16 protein-coding genes, 1 pseudogene and 2 riboswitches are annotated in these 21,723 nt (G+C 65.6%); of the genes and pseudogenes, 4 read left to right on the forward strand and 13 right to left on the reverse strand.

Going from position 1 to position 21,723, the window contains the following annotated elements:
• Position 1 precedes the first annotated feature (1 nt).
• Both ACVWY3_RS16740 and hydA read right to left on the reverse strand, forming a co-directional pair.
• On the reverse strand, positions 2-976 hold the full coding sequence (locus ACVWY3_RS16740) for an NAD-dependent epimerase/dehydratase family protein (protein WP_456839434.1): 975 nt from the start codon (positions 974-976) through the stop codon (positions 2-4).
• A 16-nt stretch (positions 977-992) separates the two neighbouring features.
• Positions 993-2,462 (reverse strand): dihydropyrimidinase, encoded by a 1,470-nt coding sequence (gene hydA, locus ACVWY3_RS16745; protein ID WP_456839435.1) that lies wholly within the window; start codon positions 2,460-2,462, stop codon positions 993-995.
• Positions 2,463-2,518: 56 nt separating this feature from the next.
• Between hydA and ACVWY3_RS16750 the strand changes: the two genes are divergently transcribed.
• Entirely contained in the window at positions 2,519-3,181 is a 663-nt protein-coding gene (locus tag ACVWY3_RS16750; protein ID WP_456839436.1) for an aspartate/glutamate racemase family protein, read from the forward strand.
• On the opposite strand, the gene ACVWY3_RS16755 is transcribed toward ACVWY3_RS16750, so the two are convergent.
• The 6 genes from ACVWY3_RS16755 to ACVWY3_RS16780 all read right to left on the reverse strand — a co-directional run bounded on the left by ACVWY3_RS16755 (position 3,178) and on the right by ACVWY3_RS16780 (position 12,022).
• Positions 3,178-3,837: a flavin reductase family protein gene (locus ACVWY3_RS16755; protein WP_456839437.1), complete on the reverse strand. Its 660-nt coding sequence runs from the start codon at positions 3,835-3,837 to the stop codon at positions 3,178-3,180. The two genes, ACVWY3_RS16750 and ACVWY3_RS16755, sit on opposite strands and share 4 nt — an antisense overlap.
• 5 nt (positions 3,838-3,842) lie before the next feature.
• Positions 3,843-4,775: an N-carbamoyl-D-amino-acid hydrolase gene (locus ACVWY3_RS16760; RefSeq protein WP_456839438.1), complete on the reverse strand. Its 933-nt coding sequence runs from the start codon at positions 4,773-4,775 to the stop codon at positions 3,843-3,845.
• A gap of 137 nt (positions 4,776-4,912) precedes the next feature.
• Positions 4,913-6,208 (reverse strand): aminotransferase class III-fold pyridoxal phosphate-dependent enzyme, encoded by a 1,296-nt coding sequence (locus ACVWY3_RS16765; RefSeq protein WP_456839439.1) that lies wholly within the window; start codon positions 6,206-6,208, stop codon positions 4,913-4,915.
• Between the two features lie 10 nt (positions 6,209-6,218).
• Positions 6,219-7,799 (reverse strand): hydantoinase B/oxoprolinase family protein, encoded by a 1,581-nt coding sequence (locus ACVWY3_RS16770; RefSeq protein WP_456839440.1) that lies wholly within the window; start codon positions 7,797-7,799, stop codon positions 6,219-6,221.
• The gene (locus ACVWY3_RS16775) at positions 7,796-9,805 is read right to left on the reverse strand and encodes a hydantoinase/oxoprolinase family protein (protein WP_456839441.1); all 2,010 of its coding nucleotides are present in this window, start codon (positions 9,803-9,805) and stop codon (positions 7,796-7,798) included. The genes ACVWY3_RS16770 and ACVWY3_RS16775 overlap by 4 nt, the downstream gene beginning before the upstream one ends.
• A gap of 768 nt (positions 9,806-10,573) precedes the next feature.
• On the reverse strand, positions 10,574-12,022 hold the full coding sequence (locus ACVWY3_RS16780) for an NAD-dependent succinate-semialdehyde dehydrogenase (protein ID WP_456843386.1): 1,449 nt from the start codon (positions 12,020-12,022) through the stop codon (positions 10,574-10,576).
• Between the two features lie 294 nt (positions 12,023-12,316).
• Between ACVWY3_RS16780 and ACVWY3_RS16785 the strand changes: the two genes are divergently transcribed.
• Positions 12,317-13,183: an AraC family transcriptional regulator gene (locus ACVWY3_RS16785; protein ID WP_456839442.1), complete on the forward strand. Its 867-nt coding sequence runs from the start codon at positions 12,317-12,319 to the stop codon at positions 13,181-13,183.
• A 105-nt stretch (positions 13,184-13,288) separates the two neighbouring features.
• On the forward strand, positions 13,289-13,981 hold the full coding sequence (locus ACVWY3_RS16790; protein ID WP_456839443.1) for an O-methyltransferase: 693 nt from the start codon (positions 13,289-13,291) through the stop codon (positions 13,979-13,981).
• A gap of 114 nt (positions 13,982-14,095) precedes the next feature.
• Here the strand turns inward: ACVWY3_RS16790 and ACVWY3_RS16795 are convergent, their stop codons facing one another.
• Both ACVWY3_RS16795 and ACVWY3_RS16800 read right to left on the reverse strand, forming a co-directional pair.
• Positions 14,096-15,526: a PepSY domain-containing protein gene (locus ACVWY3_RS16795; RefSeq protein WP_456839444.1), complete on the reverse strand. Its 1,431-nt coding sequence runs from the start codon at positions 15,524-15,526 to the stop codon at positions 14,096-14,098.
• A gap of 12 nt (positions 15,527-15,538) precedes the next feature.
• Positions 15,539-17,894: pseudogene (locus tag ACVWY3_RS16800) on the reverse strand (TonB-dependent receptor plug domain-containing protein).
• Between the two features lie 114 nt (positions 17,895-18,008).
• Positions 18,009-18,210: riboswitch (cobalamin riboswitch) on the reverse strand.
• A gap of 72 nt (positions 18,211-18,282) precedes the next feature.
• Between ACVWY3_RS16800 and ACVWY3_RS16805 the strand changes: the two are divergent.
• A complete protein-coding gene (locus ACVWY3_RS16805; RefSeq protein WP_456839445.1) occupies positions 18,283-18,855 on the forward strand; it encodes a histidine phosphatase family protein in 573 nt (190 codons plus the stop codon).
• A 74-nt stretch (positions 18,856-18,929) separates the two neighbouring features.
• Here the strand turns inward: ACVWY3_RS16805 and cobT are convergent, their stop codons facing one another.
• Genes cobT through ACVWY3_RS16820 form a run of 3 tightly spaced genes read right to left on the reverse strand, consistent with a single transcriptional unit; the run spans position 18,930 to position 21,466 of the window.
• Positions 18,930-19,988 (reverse strand): nicotinate-nucleotide--dimethylbenzimidazole phosphoribosyltransferase, encoded by a 1,059-nt coding sequence (cobT, locus tag ACVWY3_RS16810; protein ID WP_456839446.1) that lies wholly within the window; start codon positions 19,986-19,988, stop codon positions 18,930-18,932.
• Between the two features lie 9 nt (positions 19,989-19,997).
• On the reverse strand, positions 19,998-20,747 hold the full coding sequence (gene cobF, locus ACVWY3_RS16815) for a precorrin-6A synthase (deacetylating) (RefSeq protein WP_456839447.1): 750 nt from the start codon (positions 20,745-20,747) through the stop codon (positions 19,998-20,000).
• A gap of 41 nt (positions 20,748-20,788) precedes the next feature.
• Positions 20,789-21,466 carry an energy-coupling factor ABC transporter permease gene (locus ACVWY3_RS16820; protein WP_456839448.1) on the reverse strand — a complete coding sequence of 226 codons (678 nt, stop codon included), beginning with the start codon at positions 21,464-21,466 and terminating at the stop codon, positions 20,789-20,791.
• Positions 21,467-21,503: 37 nt separating this feature from the next.
• A riboswitch (cobalamin riboswitch) is annotated at positions 21,504-21,723 on the reverse strand.

A 21,723-nucleotide genomic window follows, 5' to 3' on the forward strand; every position in this document is an offset into this window, starting at 1 on the left:
GTCAGATCCCCTCCTTGTGCTGCATCCACCAGGTGCTCATCGCTGCCGCAGACCCGGCACAGCCGAACCGCGCGCGCCAGCCGAATTCGTCGGCCATCCGTTTGACCGACATCGGCGCCCGATCCCCACCGTGGAGCTTGATGAAGGTCTTCTCTCCGGGAGACGCGAGCCGGCACTCCAGCCCGGGATGCAGGCCCGCAAACGCCTCGCCCCATTGCAGCGCCGACCAGGCGCTGCCGCTGGAGATGTTGTAGAGCCCGTGGCGCGGCCGCTCGGCCTCGATCAGCAGTGCCACCGCTTCAGCGGCGTCCGGCGCATAGGTCCAATCCTTGATGCCTGGCGCCGGGAGAAGAGCCGGCTCACCGCGGGCAAACGCAGCAAGGATCTGGAATTGCAGGCTCGGCGTATCGCGCACCGAGCCGGGCCGCTCCCATGGACCGAACACGGCACTTAAGCGCACACTCAAGAAATCGCCGCCAAAGAGCTCGGCGTGGCGCGCGACAGATCGTTCGGAGGTGAACTTGCTGATCGCGTAGAACGAGACCGGATCGCAGGGCGTCTCCTCATCCAGCACCGGAAAGCGCTGGCCCGCGGCGCCATAGGCCGACGCCGACGACAGATTGACGACGCGGCGAACGCCGTGGCGGATCGCCGATTGCAGGATCGGTATTTGGGCCATCACGTTGATATCGAGAACGCGCGCGGGCGATGCCCGCTCGAGATCATCACCGGCGGTGATTGCCGCACCCAGCACAATCGCATCCCAACCTTCGGCAATGAGGGCATCGATGCCGTCCGCGTCTGTGATATCACCTTGAACGATCCTGAGCCGCTCCCGAAAATCAGCCAGGAACCGCTGCGCTGCCGGCGGCAGCAGCGCACGATCATACAGCGCCACCCCGTGCCCGCGCGCGAGCAGCACCTCAGCGAGATTGAGGCCGACAAAGCCGGTACCGCCGAAGACGACGATCTTCATCGCGCGCGATCCACCATCACAGCAGCTTCGCTCCGAAATTCCGTTCTGGATCCATGTCGGCGACGAGCCGGCCAGTGGGCTTTGCCGCCTCGCCGCCGCTGCGTGCGAGGAATTGTCCACTGCCGGCGCTCGCGAGGCACTTGTTGCCGTCGATGATGAGGCGGCCGCGCGAGAGCACCGACACCGGCCAGCCCTTCAGCTTGCGGCCCGCAAACGGTGTGTAGCCGGCAAGGTCGTGCATCATCTCGTCAGCGACGGTGACCTCGCGGTTGGGATCCCAGATCGCGATATCTGCGTCCGCACCGACCGCAATCGAACCCTTGCGCGGATGCAGATTGTAGATCTTCGCCGGGGCCGTCGCGGTCAGCTCGACGAATTTTTCCAGGCCCAGCCGGCCCTTCGAGACCATCGCGTCGAACAGCAGCGGCAGCCGCAGCTCCAGCCCCGGCAGGCCGTTGGCAATCTGCTTGAAATTCGGATTGGGACCGGCGCGCAGCTTGCCGGTCTCGTCATAGCGATAGGGCGCATGATCCGACGAGATGGTCTGGAGATCGCCGAGCGACAGCGCCTGCCACAGAGCCTCCTGGTCGGCATGCGTGCGCGGCGGCGGGCTGCACATCCATTTGGCGCCTTCAGCACCGGGCTTGTCGAGATCATCCGCGGTGAGGAACAGGTATTGCGGGCAGGTCTCGGCGAAGACCTTCAATCCCTGCCCGCGCGAGTCGCGGATCACCTTGGCGCCTTCGGCGGTCGAGACGTGGAAGATCATGATTGGCTGGTCGATCAGCGCCGCCATGCCGATCAGCCGGGTGAAGGCTTCCGCCTCCGAGACGCGGGCGTGGCTGACGGCGTGGTATTTCGGCATGGTGTAGCCGCGCGAAAGCAGCCGCTTCACCATCCAGGCGATGATGCCGTGGTTCTCCGCATGAGCGCACAGCATCGCGCCGGACTGGCGCGCGGCCAGGAGAATGTCGAGCAGCGGCTCGTCATCCACCTTGAGCCGGTCATAGGTCATGAAGATCTTGATCGACCCGTGGCCCTGCTTCACCAGCGCCGGGATGTGCTCCTCGACCGTCTCCCTGGTCGCATCCGCAATGATCATGTGAAAGGCATAGTCGATCACAGCGCCCTTCTTGGCGAGCGCGTGATAGTCTTCCACCACCTGCGGCAGCTTCATGCCGACATGCTGAGCGGCAAATGGGATCACCGTGGTGGTGCCGCCGAAGGCCGCCGACACGGTCGCGCTCTCGAAGGTGTCGGCATTCATGATGCCGGCGGCGGACAGTTGCTCGATATGAGCGTGGCTGTCGACACCGCCGGGCAACACCAGTTTGCCGCGCGCGTCGATCTCGCGCTTGCCCGCTGGAAGTCCGCGGCCGATCGCCGCGATGGTCTCGCCTGTTATCGCGACGTCGGCCTCGAAGACGTCCGTGGTGGTGGCGACGCGGCCGCCGCGGATGATCAGGTCGTAGGCGGGTTCAGTCATGAGGCACTCCGTGATAGGCTCAAGGCTCGCAATCGCAATTTCGCAGGAAGACCATCATGTCCCGGCCGCGCATTCTCGTCATCAATCCGAACTCCAATCCTGCGGTCACGCGAGGACTCGAGGATGCGTTGAAGCCGCTCGGCTTCGAGGGCGGGCCGGAACTGGTCTGCCAGTCGCTGGCCGAGGGTCCGTTCGGCATCGAGAGCCAGGCCGATGTCGACAGCGTCGCGATGCCGCTGCGCCGCCTCGTCGAAGGCGACAACAGCTCGGCCGCGTTCGTGATCGCCTGCTACAGCGATCCCGGGCTTCAGGTCTGCCGCGAAGGCACCGAGCGGCCGGTGTTCGGCATTGCCGAGTGCGGTGTGCTGACGGCGCTCGCCCGCGCCGAAACCTTCGGTGTCATCGCGATCGCGCAGCGCTCGATCCCGCGGCACATGCGCTATCTCAGGCAGATGGGGCTGACCGAGCGCCTCGCTGGCGAGCGGCCGCTCAACATGAGCGTTGCGGAGACCGCCTCGGGCGAAGGCACGCTGGCCAGGATGATCGAGGTCGGCCGCGCGCTGCGGGACGAGGACGGCGCCTGCGCCATCGTGATGGGCTGCGCCGGGATGGCGCGTCACCGCCGCCCGCTGGAAGACGCGCTGCGCATTCCCGTGATCGACCCGACACAGGCGGCCGTCACCATGGCGCTGGGTGCGGTGCAGTTCTCGGCTCACTAGGCGTCCTTCAGCTCTTTTTGGTCCTGCCGCGCGAGCCATTGCGCATGGCTCTCGCGGACAAGCGCAAACGTATCCCGCTGCGTCGTGTAGAGATTGCCGAACATGCGGCCGATCGGCCGATAGGCGTCGAGATCGACGTACATATTGGCCTCATCGACGAGGCCCTCGCGGGCGTGAATCCTGAGCACTTCCCCGACCAGGAGTTCGCGATCGGGCGAGAAGGTCAGCACGACGTGGCGCCTGCATTCCAGAGCGAAGGGCGCGGCAGCCAGACGCGGCACCTTGACATCGACGGAGGGAAGCGTGGCGAGCCCTGTCGCGGCGACCTCGCTGTCGCCGGAGGGAAAATCGACGGCGCAGTCGTTCATGGCGACCGACAGCGCCTCGTCGACCATGTGCACCACGAACTCGCCGTCGCGGTGGATGTTGCGGGTGGTGTCCTTCGGGCTGTGATCCGGCTTGTGCTGGAGCCCGAGCACGACCAGCGCGGGGTTTTCCGAGAATACGTTGAAGAAGCTGAACGGCGCGGCATTCACGGCTCCGTTCTGGTCCAGCGTCGTCACCAGCGCGATCGGCCGCGGCACGACCACGCCGCAAAGCAGCTTGTAGCGATCGCGCGGGTCGAGCTCGCGCAGGGAGATGCCCTTGTCCGCCATCGGCCTCACGTCTCCGGCGGCGGCACCGCGCCGGTGCGACTGGTGATCAAGCCGTAATGCTCGATGCGGCGGTGCGCCGCGAAGTTGAAGATCGTGCTCTTGCCGAAGGTGGTGGCATCGAGATCGCAAGCGTGAACCAGAAGCTCGTCCTCCTCGGTCCTGGCCTCGGCGACGATCTCGCCATCGGGATCGACGATCAGGCTGCCACCGAACAACGCATGGCCGTCCTCATTGCCGGCTTTGGCCACCGCGACCACCCAGGTCGCATTCTGATAGGCGCCGGCCTGCACGGACAGGCGATTGTGGAACAGGCGCTTCTCGACGCCTTCTTCACTCTTCTCAGCGTTCACGGACGGCGTGTTGTAGCCGATCAGCACCATCTCGACGCCCTGCAAGCCCATGACGCGATAGGTCTCGGGCCAGCGGCGATCGTTGCAGATCGCCATGCCGATGATGCCGCCGAGCTCGCGCCAGACCTTGAAGCCGAGATCGCCGGGCTCGAAATAGCGCTTCTCCAGATGCTGATGCGAGCGCTTGGTGTCGTAGTCGACATGACCCGGCAGATGGACCTTGCGGTATTTGCCGACGATCTTGCCGGACTTGTCGGTCAGGATGGCGGTGTTGAAGTGGTGGCCGTCGGGCGTCAGCTCGGCATAGCCAAAGTTCATGGCCATCTGATGCTGCGACGCACGCTCGAACAGCGGCTTCGTCGCCGCATTCGGCATCTCGCGCTCGAACCAACTGTCGAACTCGGAGCGGTCCTCGACGTACCAGCGGGGAAAGAACGTCGTCAGCGCCAGCTCCGGATAGACGATCAGGTCGGCGCCCTTGCTCTTGGCCTCGTCCATCAGCGCGATCATACGCTTGATCACGGCCTCGCGGCTGTCGGCTTTCTGGATCGAGCCCATCTGGGCAGCGGCGACATTGACGATGCGCATCAGCGATTTCCTGGTGATGTCTTGGCAGAGACTGCCATTTCGGGGACGTGCCGGCGCGCGGAGCTTAGCGCAGCCTCGCCGGACATTTCCAGCCGGAGGCCCGCGCGACGGCAAGATGTGCATTGCATGCTTCGCATTCAGCCATGCTCCCTGTCGGCGATGTCGAGGCCATGGTCGAGCGCGTCCAGAAGCTGCCCGGCTTCGCGCTCGGAGATCACAAGGGGCGGCGCCAGGAACAGCGAGGTTTGCTCGCCGCTGGTCCCGATCACCGCGCCGGCCTCCAGCGCCCGCTCCGCGACCCGCGAGGCGATCGGCACTTCGGTTGTGTCGGCGTGCCAGCTGCGCCAGTCCGGGCCGTGCAGCTCCACTGTCCAGTGCAACCCCTGCCCGGCCACGCGCCGCACGCTCGGATGCTTTTGCGCGATCGCTAGGAGGCGTCGGGCGAACAGCTTCTCCAGCTTCTGAACGTGTTCCAGAATCTTGTCGCCGCTGACGACCTTAAGATACGCGCTGACGGCAGCCATGCTGATCGGATGGCCGCGCAGCGTGCCGTAGTTCTGCCAGCTTGTCCCCTTGAGCCGCTCAACGATGTCCTTGGACACCACGACCGCGGCGACCGCCGCCGCACCGCCACCAAGCGACTTGCCGAGCGTCACGATATCGGGGCGGCTTTGCGCGCCCTGGAACGCGAACCAGCGGCCGGCGCGGCCTGCACCGGTAACGACCTCATCCGCGATCCAGTTGGAGCCGGCTTGTCGCGCACAGCGCGCCACCTCGTCCTGATAGGCGCCGTCGTAATAGATGCCGCCTTGGGTGTAATCGATGATCGTTGCCGCCGTGTCCGAGAGCAGACGCGCGGCATCCGCGAGATATTCGCTCGGCGGGGTGTTATTGGCCGGCCCACCATAAATCGCGCCATCCGGGGCCGGCAAGATCCGCACCGGTGCCATCGGTGCCGGCAGCTTCGAGCCGCCGGTATGTACGGCGAGACCGCCGTGCCATTGCGGTTGCACCGTCATGCTGCGCGACAGCCCTGTGATGCCGTGATAGGCGCGCTCGCGCGTCGCCAGCGCGGAGCGTTGCGTCAGTGCCTGACAGAGCGACAGCGCCATGTCGTTGGCCTCGCTGCCGCTGATGCAGAAGCGCACAGCGCCGACCCAATCCTCTTCGCCCCTGAAAGCGGTTGCCATCAGATCGTCCGCGGCCTGCTCGCGGCCGACCCAGGTCCAGCCTTCGTTGACAACGGGCGTATCGGCCGCGCGGCGGATCGCCTCCACCATCGCGGGGTGGCGATGGCCGAGACCGCCGCCGGTATTGCTGCCGTCGATCAGCTTGCGGCCGTCCGACAGATGAAAATAGACGCCCTCGCCGCCGACGACAGCCATCGGCGCCGCCTCGCCCGCGTTCAGCCCGGTTCGCAACAATCTGCTCATCGCGAGTCCCTCACTTCATGACCGCGACGCCGTAGCCGCCGCCACCGCACATCTCGATCGTGACGAGATCGTCTTGCTGCAACACCAGGTTCGACTTGCCGTCGATCGCGACGTTCGCACCCTGCCTGACCAGCGAGATGCGGCAAGCCTTGCCGGACTCGCCGCCCTGCATGCCCCAGGGCGCGATCACCATCCGTTCGATGCAGGTGGTCAGATGCATCGAAGGTGCGAGGATGCGGTAGGTGCGAACGGAGCCGTCACCGCCGCGATGCGCGCCTGCGCCGCCGGACTGCCGGCGGACGGCCTGCTGCTCGAGGCGAATCGCGTAGTTCGCCTCGATCACCTCGACCGGCGTGTTCGAGGTGTTCGACAGATGCACCCGCGTCGCCGAGGTGCCGGCCCGGTCATGCCGCGCGCCCTCGCCGCCGCCGTGAACCTCGTAGAGCATCTTCCAGGAACCGTTCGGCCGCGGCTCGGCGAAGAACAGGACGCCGGCAGTGGTCGCGCCGCCCGCCGACAAACGTTCCGGGATCGTGTCCTGCATGGCGCGAAAGATCGCATCGACGATGCGCATGGACGTCTCGTGATTGCCGGCGGCGACCGACGCGGTCCAGCCCGGCTCCAGGATCGAGCCCGGGCGTGTGATGATGGTCAGAGGCCGCAGCGCGCCGGCGTTCTGGTTCATGTCACGCCCGCTCATGATGCGCGCGGCATAGGCGACGGCCGAACGCGCCATGAACGGCGTCGTGTTGCAGAAGTTGGTGACGCGATCGCAGCTTCCAGAGAGGTCGAAGGTGGCCTCGTCGCCGCGAATGGTGATCTTCACATGGATGCGCGCCGGCGCGTTGTTCTCGCTGCCGTCGTCGAGATAGTCCTCGCCTTCGTAGACGCCATACGGCAGATCGCGCAGCGCCTCGCGCATCTCGAGCTCGGAAAGATCGTGCAGACGCGATTGCGTCGCCATGAACACCGCCTTGCCGTGCTCGCGGCAAAGCTCGACAATGCGCTTCTCGCCTGCCTTTGTCGCCGCAATCTGGGCGAGCAGGTCGCCCTCGCAGGACTCGGCATCGCGAACGTTGGCCTTGAGCAGCTGCACGATCGGCGTGTTGACGCCGGCCGCCGTCGCAATCAGCACCGGCGGAATCCGCATCGCCTCCTGGAAGGTGTCGACGGCCTTGGCGAAATAACTGCCGGGCCAGGTGCCGCCGATGTCGGGCCAGTGCGCGAGACTGACAGCGAAGGCCACGATCTCGCCGTCGACGAACACCGGCCGCACGACCTTGACGTCGTTGAGATGATTGCCGCCGAGCGCACCGACATTGTAGATCACGACGTCGCCGTCGTTCAGGCTCTCGATCGGCATTATCTTCAAGAATTCGGGGATCGTGTAGGCCATCGCGCCGAGATGGATCGGGATGTCGCGGCCCTGCCCGACCAGGCCGCCGCGACCATCCGTGATCGCCGACGACAAATCGCCGGCCTCGCGCAGCAGCGGCGAGCGCGCCGAGCGCGTCATCACGAGGCTCATCTCCTCGGCCGCGGCCGAGAGCCCGTGCCTGATGACTTCGACGACGAAGGGATCGAGCTTCATGCCGCCCTCCGCGTCAGGAACAGGTTGCCGGCGGCGTCAGGTTTGGCCTGCCAGCCGGGTGGCACCACCACGGTCGACCATGCGTCTTCGATGATCGCGGGCCCGCTGACGATGTCGGTCAGCGCGGCGCGGTCGATGATCGCTGTCGCAATATCGTGGAAGCCGTCGAACGAGCAGGTCCGCTGGCCCGACGACACCGCCCTCACCACGGTCGCCGGTCGGCTGACCACGGTTGTCGATGGGCGGCGTGCCTGGACCCGCACGGATTCGATGACGCAGGGCTCGCCGGTTGCATAGCCGAACAGCTCGTGATGCCGCGTCAGGAAATCCTGCTTCAGCTTGCCGACGTCGAGCGGGAGCGTGAATGATACCGGAATAGCGTCGTTTTGCGCCGCATAGCGCATCAAAGCCACCAGCTCGACCTGGATCTCCTCCTTCGCAACGCCGTTGGCGATCAGCGGTGCGGACGCGTCCTCGATCAAGGTGGCGATCCGATCCGACACGCGAACGAGATCGGTGCCGTCGAGGGCGGCGCGAAGCGTCTGCTGCTGGAGGAAGCTGAAATCGGCGGTGAGACACCCCAGCGCCGAGAACGCGCTCGAGGCGCTGGGCACGACGACCTCCGCAATGCCGTAGAGATCGGCAAGTCCTGCTGCATGCATGGGACCGCCGCCGCCGAAGGCGAGCAGCATGCAGTCGCGCCCATCGATGCCACGCTCGACCGTGACGCGCCGGAGCGCGCGGGCCATGGTCGCGTTCGCGACCTTGATGATGCCCAGCGCCGTTTCGGTCAGGCTGAGGCCGAGGGCCTGCGCGATTGGCTGGATGACGCGCTTGGCGGATTCGGTATCGATGCCGATACGATCACCAAGTTTCGTTTCGGGATTGAGATAGCCGAGCACGGCATTGGCATCGGTGATGGTCGGCTCGACGCCGCCGCGGCCGTAGCAGGCCGGTCCGGGCTCGGAGCCGGCGCTCTCGGGGCCGACGGTCAGACCGCCGGGACCGTTGCGCACGATCGATCCGCCGCCCGCGCCGATGGAATGAACCGCAAGCATCGGCTGGCGCAGCGGCCTGTCCCCGAGCATGCGCCCGTCGGCCAACTCGGCTTGGCCGTCAATGATCAGGCAGACGTCCGTCGTGGTGCCGCCCATGTCGAAGGTGAGCATGCGCGGCGTGCCGAGCTGGCGCGCGATGCTGACGGAGGCCGAGACGCCGGCGGCGGGGCCCGACATCGCCATCACCAGCGGCCGCCGCTTCACCGCCGAAATCGGAACCATGGCACCCGCCGAATGAAAGACCTGCAAGCCCGCGCCGATCGGCAGCCGCTGCTCCAGTTCGCTGAGATATTCCACCGCGATCGGCATCGCCGCCGCGTTGAACACGGTGGCAGAGGTCCGCTCGTATTCGCGCGCCTCGGGGTTGACTTCGTGCGAGAGCGAGACATGAGCGACGACGTCCTTGAGCCGCTCGCCTACCATCCTTTCATGCACCGGGTTGGCATAGGCGTGAAGCAAGGCCACGGCGACGCTCTGGACGCCGGTCTGTTTCAGCCAATCCACCAGGCGCTCGATCTCCGCTTCATCCAGCGCCTTCAGCACCCGCCCCTCGTGATCGAGGCGCTCGGCCAAGCCAAAACATCGTTCCGGCGGCACCAGCGGCGGCGATTTCGGCGGAATGTCGAGCCGGTAGAGATCGCGGCGGCGATAGCGCGCGATCTCCAGCACGTCGGCAAATCCCTCCGTCGCGACCAGCGCCACCTTCGGCAACCGGTTCTCGACGATGGCGTTGGTGACGCGTGTGGTGCCGTGGACGAAGCGCTTGACCTCGCTCTTGCGAAGGCCCACCGCCTCGATCGCCTCCAGCATCGCCTCGACGGGCGCCTGGGGCCGCGACGGCACTTTTGCGATCCGCGTCTCCGTGGAGCCGCGCCTGATGGCGATGATGTCGGTGAAGGTGCCGCCGATATCGGTGCCGACTTCCCAGTGATGTTCGGAAGAGCTCATGTGCGGGGATCAGCTACGCGTGACGTCCGGACCGGACGCCGGGTCGTTCCCATCCATCGCAACGTCGAATGCCGAACCGAGCGCTCATCATGCATCCCCTGTCATGCCACCGGACGGGAGCGTGCGACAGAGCGAAGGCTTCGCGCTAGGGCCAGAGTTGTCGCAATCCGCTAGACCAGAAGATACGCGGCATCGCGCGCTGCAACATCGGCTGCACGTTTTGGGGCAGCGGTGCCCGCGCAAAGAGCACACAAGCGCGGGCTAAGGCGCGCCAGACGAGTGCGGCGCACCACGAAATTTGCCGCGTGAATCGCGGTGCCGCTGCACTGCAATCGAAGCGCGCACAGTCGACTGTCTAATTTGCAGGCGATCAACCGGGATCACCGCCTGCCCATGAGCCATGCACCACAGTCGGCTCAGCCTCGCTTTATTGTACGAACAGTAAGGGAGGAAATTGCCGGTCCGGATGGTGCCTTGCGGGGACCGGAGCCGATGCAAGCCGCGATTCTCGCAAGCAGCGGAGTGGCATCTTCGACCTGCAGCCGCGCATAGCCCAACACCAGGCCTTGCCGCGTCGGCTGCTCGAGAAAGTTTTGCGATGGCGGCTGTTGTCCATGTCTCGCCCGTCAGGCAACGCAGATACTCTCCGCCCTTATTCCGGGGCGCGCCACTTGGTGCGAGCCCGGAATCCATTTGTACGCGTAGCGTGCTGTGCGATGGATTCCGGGCTCGCGCTCCGCGCGCCCCGGAATGACACCGCGTCTGACTTTACGCGCTCGCCTGCGTCACGAACTTCGTGTTGAGGTAACCTTCGATCGCCTCGAGACCGCCTTCGGAGCCGTAGCCGGAATCCTTGATGCCGCCGAACGGCACTTCGGGCAGCGCGAGGCCGTGATGGTTGATCGAGACCATGCCGCTCTCGACATCGGCGCCGATCGCCTGCATCGTCTTGGTCGAGGTCGTGTAGGCATAGGCCGCAAGTCCGTAGGGCAGACGATTCGCCTCGGCCACCACCTCGTCATAGCTGCGGAACGAGGTGATCGGCGCCAGAGGCCCAAACGGCTCCTCATTCATGATGCGGGCATCGCGCGGCACATCGGTCAGCACCGTCGGCTCGAAGAAGAAGCCTTCATTGCCGATGCGCTTGCCGCCGGCCTGCACCTTGGCGCCGCGCTGGACGGCATCGGAGACGAAACCTTCCATGGCATCGACGCGGCGTGGATTGGCGAGCGGACCCATGCGGGTGTCCTTGTCGAGGCCGTTGCCGACCTTGAGGCTCTTGGCGGCCGCGACGAACTTGTCGACGAACGGCTGGTACACGCTTTCATGCACCAGGAAGCGCGTCGGCGAGACGCAGACCTGGCCGGCATTGCGGAACTTGTTGGCCGAAAGGATCTTCGCGGCATTGTCGAGATCGGCATCCGCGAACACGATCGCCGGCGCATGGCCGCCGAGCTCCATGGTCACGCGCTTCATGTGCAGACCGGCCAGCGCAGCCAGATGCTTGCCGACCGCGGTCGAACCGGTGAAGCTGATCTTGCGGATGATCGGGTGCGGGATGAGATATTCCGATACTTCCGCCGGCACGCCGAACACCAGCTGGACGACGCCGGGCGGAATGCCGGCATCGGCATAGACGCGCACCAGCTCCATGCAGCTCGCAGGCGTCTCTTCCGGACCCTTGACGATGATCGAGCAGCCCGCAGCGAGCGCTGCCGAGATCTTGCGCACGGCCTGGTTGATCGGGAAATTCCAGGGCGTGAAGGCCGCGACCGGGCCGACCGGCTCCTTGGTCACGAGCTGGGAGACGTTGCCCATCCGCGGCGGCACGATGCGGCCATAGGCGCGGCGGGCTTCCTCGGAGAACCAGTCGATGAGGTCGCCGGCCAGCATGGTCTCGCCCTGCGCTTCCACCACCGGCTTGCCCTGCTCCATGGTCATGACAGGGGCGATCTCGGCGGCACGGGAGCGGATGATGTCGGCCGCTTTCCGCATCAGCTTGTAGCGGTCGAACGGCGAGGTCTTGCGCCAGAGCTCGAAGCCGGCCTTGGCGGCCTCGAGCGCGCGGTCGAGGTCCGCTTTCGAGGCGTGCGGGGTCTTCCCGATCGGCTGGCCCGTGGCGGGATTGAGGATGTCCTCCGACTTGCCGGACGTGCCGTCGGTCCACTCGCCGGCGATGAACATTTGAACTTTCGGATACATCCTCGTTGCCTCCATGATTTCGCGCATTGGCGGGCTTGGCGCCTCCGTTTCAAGCCGGCGCAGAGCTACACCGAAAGGCGGCCAGGGAAAAGGGATCAATGATGCCGCAGCAACGCATCGCTGATCTTCTCGGCGGCCATGATCGCGGGGATGTTGGCATTGGCCGCCATAGCCAGAACGTTTGTAGAGCCCGCTCCGGCGGCGCGAGCTCGTCCGGCCGCAAGGAGCGCAAAACGCTACCGAGGCGGGCTGGTTAGAACTGATCGAGATTGGGACCGACTGTGTTGAATGTCTCGATCGCGGGCCGATATGTTGACGCAGTCCATTGCATCCGGACAATCACCGCCCGCCATGCCCTTCTTCCGGCTCGCCGACGACCAATTGATCCCCGATGATCTCGGGTACTTCGATCCTGAGATCGTGCCGCGCACCCTCACCGCCTTCGGTAGCCGCATGGTCACCAAGAGAATGGGGCTCGCGATGCACGCGCATCGCAAGGACGAACTCGTTCTCGCCTTGCGGGGCATTGTCCGGCTCGAGGCCGAGCACGGCGTCTGGATCGTGCCGCCGCGTTGCGCTGTGTGGATTCCCGGCAACGTGCCGCACGGCGTGAGCATCGCGGGCGATGTCGAGATGTACTGCCTGTTCATCGAACCGGACGCAATGCCAATGCTTCCGCGGCATTGCTGCGCGCTCTCGATCTCACCTTTGCTGGCGAGCCTGCTGGTGCATGCCACCCACATGCCTGTCATGTACGACGTTGACGGGCCCGACGGCCGAATCGCCACGGTGCTGCTCGACCAGCTCGCCGCCGCTGCGGTCGAGGAGCTGCGGCTGCCGATGCCTGCGGATGCCAGGCTGCGCCGGATCGCGAGCGCGATGATGGAAGATCCCTCCGACCGAGCGACGATCGAGGATTGGGGCCGACGCATCGCCGTGGCCCCGCGCACCCTCACCCGGATCTTGCAACGCGAGACCGGCATGAGCTTTGGCCGGTGGCGCCAGCAGCTCCACATTCTCGTCGCGCTCCAGCGCCTCGACCAGGGCGCCTCGGTACAGGCCGTGGCGCTGGATCTCGGCTATGAGGGCGCGAGCGCCTTCGTCACCATGTTCCGCAAGGCGCTGGGCAAGCCGCCGGCGCGATACCTCGCCGAACGCCGCATCAGCGCACACTGACCGAAAATCGCAATCGATTGTCCCGTTCGCGGAATGCGATCTGAGATGTAATTTCGTATCCAGGCTCCAACGCGCCGGCGGGCGCATTGCAAGGGAGCTGGATACATGGATTCGATCAGCAGCGGCCTCGTCGCCGACGTCCTCCGTCGTCTTCATCAGGAAGCGGAGATCGCCGACGGGCCGCTGATGCAGGCCTACATGAACGAGGGCACGAGTCGCGAAGAGATGATCAGCCAGGCGATCGCGGCCGAGAGCCGCGATCTCAATGAGGTCTACCACAGATTTGCGAACAATTTTCTGAGCGTCTCGCCGCGGTTCGGACGCTTCCTCTACATGTGCGTCCGCGCCAGCAAGGCCAACCGCATCGTCGAGTTCGGCTCCTCGATGGGAATTTCGTCGATCTACATGGCCGCGGGCTTGCGCGACATGGGCGGCGGTCGCCTGATCGGGACCGATCTCGAACCCGGCAAGATCGAACGCGCACGAGCGAACGTCGCGGCCGCGGGGCTGGCGGACTTGGTCTCGTTTCGGCTTGGCGACGCGCGGGAAACCCTCCAGGCCGATCTCGGAGGCGAGATCGACATGGTGATGCTCGATGGCGCCTTCACGCTCTATCTTCCCATTCTCAAGCTGCTGGAGCCGCATCTGAAGCCCGGCGCGCTCATCGTCGGCGAGAACGCGTTCGAGGAGGCCTCGGGCTATATCGACTACGTCCGCGATCCCGAAAATGGCTACCTCTCGCTGTCGCTTCCGTTCGACCCAGGACGCGGCAACGAATTCACGATCAAGACCAGGTGATCCGCCGCGCAGGGCGCCGAGCCGCTGGTGATGGACCCGCCAACAAATGGGCCGGCATCATCGAGACGATCGGCATCGAGCCGATATGAGGGACACACGAGGCCGGTCCGTCGTTCAAGCCGCAACGGTTGACCGCAGACGCCGCCAGCCGATGACGATGCCGGTCACGGAGAATACGAGCCCGAGCGCACAAAGTCCGACAATCAGGATTTCGCGCAGGCGCGGATGCGCCATGAGGACCGGAAAATCGAGCGTGTGGAGCGCGCCGTAGAACCAGCGGTAGGCCCGCCGCGAGGCATCCAGCCTTTGCAGCACGTTGCCGTCGGCGCCGTCGACATCGAACCAGACGTCGCCGCATCGGGTGCGGTAGACGGGCGCTCCGGGAACGGTGGACTGCGCCGGATAGTCGTCAGACTCCGTGAGCACGGACGACATGCCGCAGTTGGCGGCAAGGCGCCTCGTCAATTCCTGAATGTCGCGCACACTCAAGGCTCCCGCTTGTCCATCGCGACGCACATCCCCCGCCCCGACCAATGTCTGCGATTCGAGACCAAGCCGATCGCGACGGTAGAGTTTGCCGTCGAACGCGAACCATTCGACCTCGTGGACCGGTGACGCTGCCGCCACCTCGTCGCGCGAAGAGGCCGTCCAGTCCGGCGCGGCGTCCACCACACGGGCTTCGGCGCCCGTCAACTGCCCGCGCGAGAACAGCCGGCCGTGATCCATGGACAGCCAGCCGCTGAAAATCCAAGTCAGCACGAACAGCGTTGCTGCGAGCCCGATGAGATGATGCAGGGCGTGCCAGCCACGGTACGGCGTTGAGATCGCCCGTCCCCGCATCCTGATCCGCACGATCCCGAGCACCGCACCGAGCAAGGCCGCGATCGAGGCCAGCAGTGACAGCGTCCAGACCACGCGGTCCCACAGCGCCCAATCGCGCCGCAGCACGGTCGGGTAAATCCAGTGCAAGACGCTGCCGAGCCAATTCCACCCACGCTCGCTGCGGGTCGTATCGAGAACGACCTCGCCGGTGCGTGACGAGACATAGATCTCATTCCCTGCGGCGTCGCCGAGGGTGATGCGAAACAAGGGCCGATGGCGGTCAAAGCCGTTCGGAACGCTCCATTGGTCATAGTCCGCGCGCGCGACGATTGCGGCCGGCGCGGGATCGAGCCCTCGCCGCTCGGCGTTCGCCCGCGCAATAGCCAGCGCAATGTCGGCAGACGTTACACTCGCGTCCCGTCCATCGAACGCGTGGACCGCGCCGAGGTGCGATCGCCCTGACACGATGTAGACCGGCCCATCGACCCGTTGGACCAGCCGCGCGCGCGTCGCATCCGCCGCCCCGCTTGCCGTCACGGCTTCGGCGACGGTGATCCTCACCTCCGCAGGATCGATCGGCGTCAGTCCGGCAAAGCGCTCCGCTTCCGTCAGTGACGGAAACGGAACGAAATGCATCACGATCCCGCTTGCGAACCACATCGCGAACAGCAGGCAGAAAGCGATCCCGAGCCAGCGATGCGAGAGGACGATCGCGCTCATCATGTGACTAGCGCCCTACCATTTGAACGCGGCGGGAGAGCTCGTAGGTGCGCGGCGCGCCCAGGAGGATCTGGTCGGGATAGAACGGATCGCCCCAGATCGCGTAGCGCTTGTCGGCGATGTTCCGCATGCGAAAGGTGAGTCGGGCCTGATCGACCCCGTTGAACACCGTCTTCGGGATATCGACGAAGGCATAGGCGTCGGCAACGGTGTACGCCTTCATCGTTACCACATTGGCATCGGTGTTGTAGCGATCTCCGACATGACGGCCGGTGATGCCGAGCTCCACCGGCCATGGCGTGAAGAACCGGTACGACGCGCCGGCATTGGCGACGATGCTCGGCACGTTCGGCGGCGTGTTGCCGGAGAACGAGCCGCCGACGAAATTGTAGTCGGCATAGCGTGCATCGACATAGGCGATGTTGCCCCAGAGGCGAAGCGGCTCGATCGGGCGCACCGAGGCGGCGAGCTCGACGCCCTTTGATTCCTGCCGCCCCGCGATGTTGAGCGCCATGCCGCCGGCCGCGGCATAGACGTTCTTGCGCAGGATGTCATAGGCGGAGAACGACCACTCCGCCCTGTTGTCCCAGAACAGATGCTTGACGCCGGTCTCGTAGGTGCGTGCGGTGGTCAGGTCGAGCGGCTGGGTCGGCCCAAGCAGGAAGATGTTGTTGGCGGAAACGTCGGCGCCGGTTGCGTACTGGCTGAAGAAGGTCAAGCCGGGCACGGTCTCCCAGGTGTAGCCGATGCGTCCGGTCGCTGGTGCCCAGTCTGTCGCAAACGGGAAGCCCGCCTTCACCAGGCCGTTGACGTCGGTGGAGTTGCGGTCGAGCCCGATATGTTCGACACGAAGGCCCCCGACCAGCGCAAAGCTGCGCGTCAGCCTCAAGCGGTCCTCGAATGACAGCGCCTCGTTGTCGATGCGGGCGGTCTGCTGCTGGATCGTCAGCAGGCCGTAATAGCCGCGGGCGGGATCGACAAGCGAGACGGAGTCGCCGGGAAAGTTCGCAGCACCGGGTCTGACGAAATCCAGATAACTTGACGACAGCGTCGTGACCAGACGGTTGTCGAACCCGGCGATGTTCGTGTCCCAGATCAGATCGGTGACGTTGCCGACAAGGCGCTGGCTGTGCGCGACGTAAAAGCGCTCGCGATTGACGAGATTCGAAACGGAATTGAATGCCTCAACCTCATTGTTGAACCAGGTGCGCTCGGCGCCATAGCCGTAGGCCTGACTCTTCAGTGTCAGGTCGGGCGCGAGCTTCAGCTCGAAGCCTCCGCGTAGCCACACTTCCTGCGCGACGTTGCGATTGTCGAGGACGTTATAGTTGGTGTTGAAGGTGCGATCGTCGATGGTGACAGCGCCGAGATTGGTTCCGTTGTAGTTGGAGACGTAATTGCCCGAAACGATGCCGCTCGTCGCATGCGAGCCGCTGAAAGCGATCGGCACCAGCGGCGCGCCCCAATAGGCCCTACCGCGGTCTTCGCGATACTCGATCGCGCTCCAGACCTTCAGGCTGTCGGAGATGCGGTAGTTGAGCTGACCCGAGACGTCGAGCGTTTTGGTGTTGGTGTCGTCGGCAAAGCCGTTGAGCGAGGAGCGGCTGATGTCGAAGCGGTAGTCGAGGCCCTGGACATTGGTGCTGCCGCCCGAGCCGTAATGGGCGCCAAACGAGTTCAGCGAATCCCAGGAGAAGTCCGCCTCATTGCGGATCGGTCCGGTGTGCGGCTGCTTGGTGACGAAGTTGATGGCGCCGCCGGCGGCGCCCTCGCCCGAGATCAGCGAGCCCGGGCCTTTCAGGAATTCCACCGCCTCCAGATTGGCCGTATCCATGATCCGCGAGGTCATATTCTGCGGACCGATCTTGATGCCGTTGTAGAGCGTGTTGATCTGGCTGTTGGTGAAGCCGCGCATGGAGAAGGCCGCGGGCTCGGCTGGATTGTCGCCAGAGGTGACGCCGACCGCGCCCTGCGCCACTTCGGACACGGTGCGATAGCCCTGCTCGCGCATGGTCTCGGCCGAGATCACCTCGACGGTCGCGGGCGTCTCACGCACGGTCAAGCCGAGACGCGAGGCGCTTTCCGCGACCGCGTTGGAGTTGAGCGGCGTCTGCGCCGTCGCAGCCGGCCCCACCGGCTGAGGGGCAACGGCCGCCGGCCTGCGCGTTGCCGTGCGCCGCGCGCTCTGGGGTTCGCGGCCAGCCGGCCTCGCCTGCTTGCGGGACTGGGCGGGCGACACTTCGACGGGCGGCAGCTGTTCGCGGGCCTGCTGCGCCAGCGCGGCGGGCACATTATCTGCGACCGCTAGCGCCGCGAGCACGGCGGAGGCGAGCAGGAAACGACGCGGTCGTACAATATGGATGGAAGGCACGGTTTGGACCTCGGTATGACGTCAGTGGCACGTCACAGCGAACGAGGTCTCACCCTGGGCTTGTCAGCCGCCCGATGAAGCCGAATGTCTGTACTCCCCGACCGACATCTTCGCGTATGACCACGGCTGACGGCAGGTCTCCTGGCTCGCGGGTCGTGACCGCTTCGTCGCCTTCCCGGGACCGAGGACCCAGTGGCTTCTGACGAAGGATTCACCGCTTACAGTTGCGGGGGCAGCTACGGCATTGGGGACAATGTCCCCGCACCGCATTCCCTTTTCATCCCCTCTCGGGGAAACCGTCAAAGGCATCTAGGATTACGACCAAGACAGAGTCAATGTGCAAGCTGCGGCGTTATTGCCACAGCCACCAACTTCCCTGGAGACAAGCATGGAAGGCGAGACCTTCCTCTGGTTGATACGGCATGCGCCCGTCGACGGCATCAAAGCCGTGATCCATGCCGCCGACGCGCCGGCTGATCTCGGCGATCGCGCGCAACTCGACGCGCTACGGCAGCGCCTGCCGCGGGATGCTGCGAGCTATGCCAGCCCGTCGCGGCGCACGGCCGAGACGGCACGGGCGCTGGGGCTGGAGCCGCTGCTGGTGAGCGATTTCAATGAGCAGAATTTTGGCGGCTGGACCGGCCATCGGCATGACGAACTCGCCGCGACAGGCGGCGATGCCTATGCACAGTTCTGGAGCGATCCAGCGCGCGGAAGGCCGCCGGGCGGCGAAAGCTTTGAGGATCAGGTCGCACGTGTCAGGCAGGGTCTCTCGCGGATCAGCGCCGGTTGTGCAAACTTGGTCGTCCATTCCGGAACCATCCGCGCCGCGCTCTGCCTCGCGCTGGACCTCACGCCGCAAGCGGCCTTGCGCTTTGTCGTCGATCCGCTGTCGCTGACCCGGATCGACCGGCTCGCGGCTGGCTGGCGCGTCGTCTCCGTCAATCAGCGGATCAGCTAACGCATGATCCGGAAAAGTGCGCAGCGGTTTTTCGAAAAGATCATGCTCAAACAACAACCTAGAGCGCGATGATCTCATCGCGCTTTAGGCCTGTCAGGCACATTGGCCTGCGCGAACGTCGCCATGCCGTTGTGCAGAGCGCAGGCCGATCGCACCAGCGGCAGCGCGATGGCGGCGCCCGATCCCTCGCCCAGCCGGAGGTCGAGGCTGATCAGCGGCTGCACGTTCAATGCACGCAGCACCAGCCGATGCCCCTGCTCGGCAGATTGGTGCGAGGGCAACAGGAACGGCTGGCAGGAGGGATTGAGGCGCGTCGCGGCCAGCGCTGCCACCGAGACGATGAAACCGTCGATCAGCACGGGAATGCGGCGCTGCGCAGCCGCGATGATTGCGCCGCAGATCGCGGCGATCTCGAGGCCGCCGACGGCGCACAGGATTTTTTCGGGCGCCGCGCCTGCAACGCCATGCCGTGCGATCGCAGCATCGATCACCCGCGCCTTCTGCGCGCGGCCGGCGGCGTCGACACCGGTGCCACTGCCGGCGATCTCCTCGGCGCTGGTGCCGAGCAGGCTGGCGGCGATCGCCGCCGACGTCGTGGTGTTGCCGATGCCCATCTCGCCGAAGATCAGGAGATCGGGCTCGGTGGCCGCCGCGCGCGCGACCGCGCGCTGGCCAGCTTCAAACGCGAAGGCCAGTTCCTCGGGCGTGAGCGCAGCTTCGATGCTGAAATCACGCGTACCGCTGCGTGGCTTGTCGGTGACGACGCCTGTCATCGCCTCCTGCGCCAGCGTGCCCGCGTCGACGACTTCCAGGCTCGAACCCAGTTCGCGAGCCAGCACCGAAATCGCCGCGCCGCCGGAGGCGAAATTCGCCATCATGGCGATGGTCACGGCTTGCGGATAGGCCGAGACGCCCTGCGCGACGATGCCGTGATCGCCGGCAAAAACGGTGACCGGCACGCGAGCCGCGCGCGGCTGCTCAGTCGCTTGCAGGCCGGCAAGCTCGATCGCGAGCTGCTCGAGCCGGCCGAGCGCGCCGGTCGGTTTCGTTAGCTGCGCCTGCCGCGCAATCGCCGCCTCGCGATGGACCGTCGAGATGTCGGGGCACTTTTGGTAGACCCATTCGGGGAGCATGCTGCCTCGCTAACGCCCGCGCTTGAGAATGTAGCTGTCCATGATCCAGCCATGCCGTTCGCGCGCTTCCTGCCGCGCGGCGACGATGCGCGGTCCAACCTCGACCAGTGCGCCGGATAGGATGAGCTGATCGGGCATGCCGAGATAGGCGCCCCAATAGATGTGAAGCCCCGCCGGATCGAGCGACTGGAATGCGGTGCCGCCATCGAGCATCGCTACCACGGTATCGACGCCCTGCGGCCAGCCGCCTTCGCGCAGGCGGCGTCCCGTCGTCACAAGGAAAGGCTCGCCGATGTCGTTGAGCGGCAATGCATGCGCCGCGCACAACGCCTGGATCGAGGTGATGCCCGGCACGACCTCGATCTCGGGCAAGGGATTGAGTCGACGCGCAATGCGCAGCGAGGAATCATAGAGCGAGGGATCGCCCCAGATCAGCAGCGCAACCTTGCCCTTGCCGCCAAGATGATCTGCGATCGCCTGCGACCACGTTGCGGCGACGGCATCGTGCCAATCGTCCACGCCCTTGCGGTAGTCGGCTTCACCCGCATCGCGAACGGGAAGATCGAACTCGGCGATGCGGGTCTTGTCGCTCGTGAGCACATCCGCGCAGATCGTGCGCCTGAGATCGGCGAGATCGGATTTCGCGCTCCCCTTGCGCGGGATCAGGACGAGATCGGCCGCGTTGATGGCAGTGATCCCAGCGCGCGTGAGCTGAGCGGGATCGCCGCAACCGATGCCTATCAGAGAGAGCGTGAGCATCGCGAGCGCGAGGGGCGGCGTTAGCGGCCGCCCCTTGTCTCCTAGGCCGCGTTGTGCAGGCGCGGGGTGACGAGGCCGGGCGCGGTGACGCCGCGCAGCGACTTCGCCAGCGCCAGCACCGCGAGATCGGCGAGCGGCTCGATCACGATGACAAGCGCATAGGAGGCCGCAAACGTCGCGATGTTGGCGAGGTTGCTCATGGCAAAGCCGGAACCATAGAGCGCCCAGAATGCCACCCAGGCGATCACGCCGGCCTGGTAGGTCGTCGAGAGCGCCAGCGCCTGGCGATACCTGAGATCGACATAGGCAGTGTTGCGCGAGATGATCCGCGCGGCGATCGCCTGGATTCCGAACAGCGGCACCAGCAGCGTGGTGACGTTCATGCCGTATTGCGGCAGGTCGGCGGGCTCGAAGAACACGCCCTGGAGCAAGAGGCCGAACGCGAGGCCGAAGGCCGCGGGCGCAGCGCCAAACAACAGGAACAGCGTCGAGCCGAGAATGAAGTGCACCTCGGAGACGCCGACCGGGAAGTGCGGCAGGATCTCGAAGAAGGTGAAGACGAGGCCGGTGGTGGCGAGCGTGCGCACCGCGAACGATGTGATGCCCTGCTCGCGTACGGTCTCGGCCGCGAGCTTCAAGGCAACGCCGCCTGCGGCGATGCCGGTTGCGTAACTCAATACGAGCTTGGCGCCCGTCACGATGCCGGGTTCGATATGCATGGCTCAGTTCCTTCCTGCCGTCACACCCGACGGCCTTGGCCTCAAAACATGCACGGCCGGTCTCCTGGCTCGCGGTTCACTGGGGTTCTCCGGCCTTCCCGGACCTTACGGCCCAGTGGCTGATCGGAGCCCCTCACCGCTTACAGTCGCGGGGGCGGCTGGGGTTTTGGGCGCCGCAACTGGGTCCGCCCATCCCCATTCCCGATTATGCTCCGGCGCTTTGCGCCGCATGGAGCACCATGCCTCTCCTGTGTGCC

This window comes from Bradyrhizobium sp. USDA 4486, from assembly GCF_054057995.1.

Bases quoted from the DNA above. Each gene is read 5' to 3' on its own strand.
- ACVWY3_RS16740 (WP_456839434.1), bottom strand. From the start codon at position 976: ATGAAGATCGTCGTCTTCGGCGGTACCGGCTTTGTCGGCCTCAATCTC.
- hydA (WP_456839435.1), bottom strand. From the start codon at position 2,462: ATGACTGAACCCGCCTACGACCTGATCATCCGCGGCGGCCGCGTCGCC.
- ACVWY3_RS16750 (WP_456839436.1), top strand. From the start codon at position 2,519: ATGTCCCGGCCGCGCATTCTCGTCATCAATCCGAACTCCAATCCTGCG.
- ACVWY3_RS16755 (WP_456839437.1), bottom strand. From the start codon at position 3,837: ATGGCGGACAAGGGCATCTCCCTGCGCGAGCTCGACCCGCGCGATCGC.
- ACVWY3_RS16760 (WP_456839438.1), bottom strand. From the start codon at position 4,775: ATGCGCATCGTCAATGTCGCCGCTGCCCAGATGGGCTCGATCCAGAAA.
- ACVWY3_RS16765 (WP_456839439.1), bottom strand. From the start codon at position 6,208: ATGAGCAGATTGTTGCGAACCGGGCTGAACGCGGGCGAGGCGGCGCCG.
- ACVWY3_RS16770 (WP_456839440.1), bottom strand. From the start codon at position 7,799: ATGAAGCTCGATCCCTTCGTCGTCGAAGTCATCAGGCACGGGCTCTCG.
- ACVWY3_RS16775 (WP_456839441.1), bottom strand. From the start codon at position 9,805: ATGAGCTCTTCCGAACATCACTGGGAAGTCGGCACCGATATCGGCGGC.
- ACVWY3_RS16780 (WP_456843386.1), bottom strand. From the start codon at position 12,022: ATGGAGGCAACGAGGATGTATCCGAAAGTTCAAATGTTCATCGCCGGC.
- ACVWY3_RS16785 (WP_456839442.1), top strand. From the start codon at position 12,317: ATGTTGACGCAGTCCATTGCATCCGGACAATCACCGCCCGCCATGCCC.
- ACVWY3_RS16790 (WP_456839443.1), top strand. From the start codon at position 13,289: ATGGATTCGATCAGCAGCGGCCTCGTCGCCGACGTCCTCCGTCGTCTT.
- ACVWY3_RS16795 (WP_456839444.1), bottom strand. From the start codon at position 15,526: ATGATGAGCGCGATCGTCCTCTCGCATCGCTGGCTCGGGATCGCTTTC.
- ACVWY3_RS16805 (WP_456839445.1), top strand. From the start codon at position 18,283: ATGGAAGGCGAGACCTTCCTCTGGTTGATACGGCATGCGCCCGTCGAC.
- cobT (WP_456839446.1), bottom strand. From the start codon at position 19,988: ATGCTCCCCGAATGGGTCTACCAAAAGTGCCCCGACATCTCGACGGTC.
- cobF (WP_456839447.1), bottom strand. From the start codon at position 20,747: ATGCTCACGCTCTCTCTGATAGGCATCGGTTGCGGCGATCCCGCTCAG.
- ACVWY3_RS16820 (WP_456839448.1), bottom strand. From the start codon at position 21,466: ATGCATATCGAACCCGGCATCGTGACGGGCGCCAAGCTCGTATTGAGT.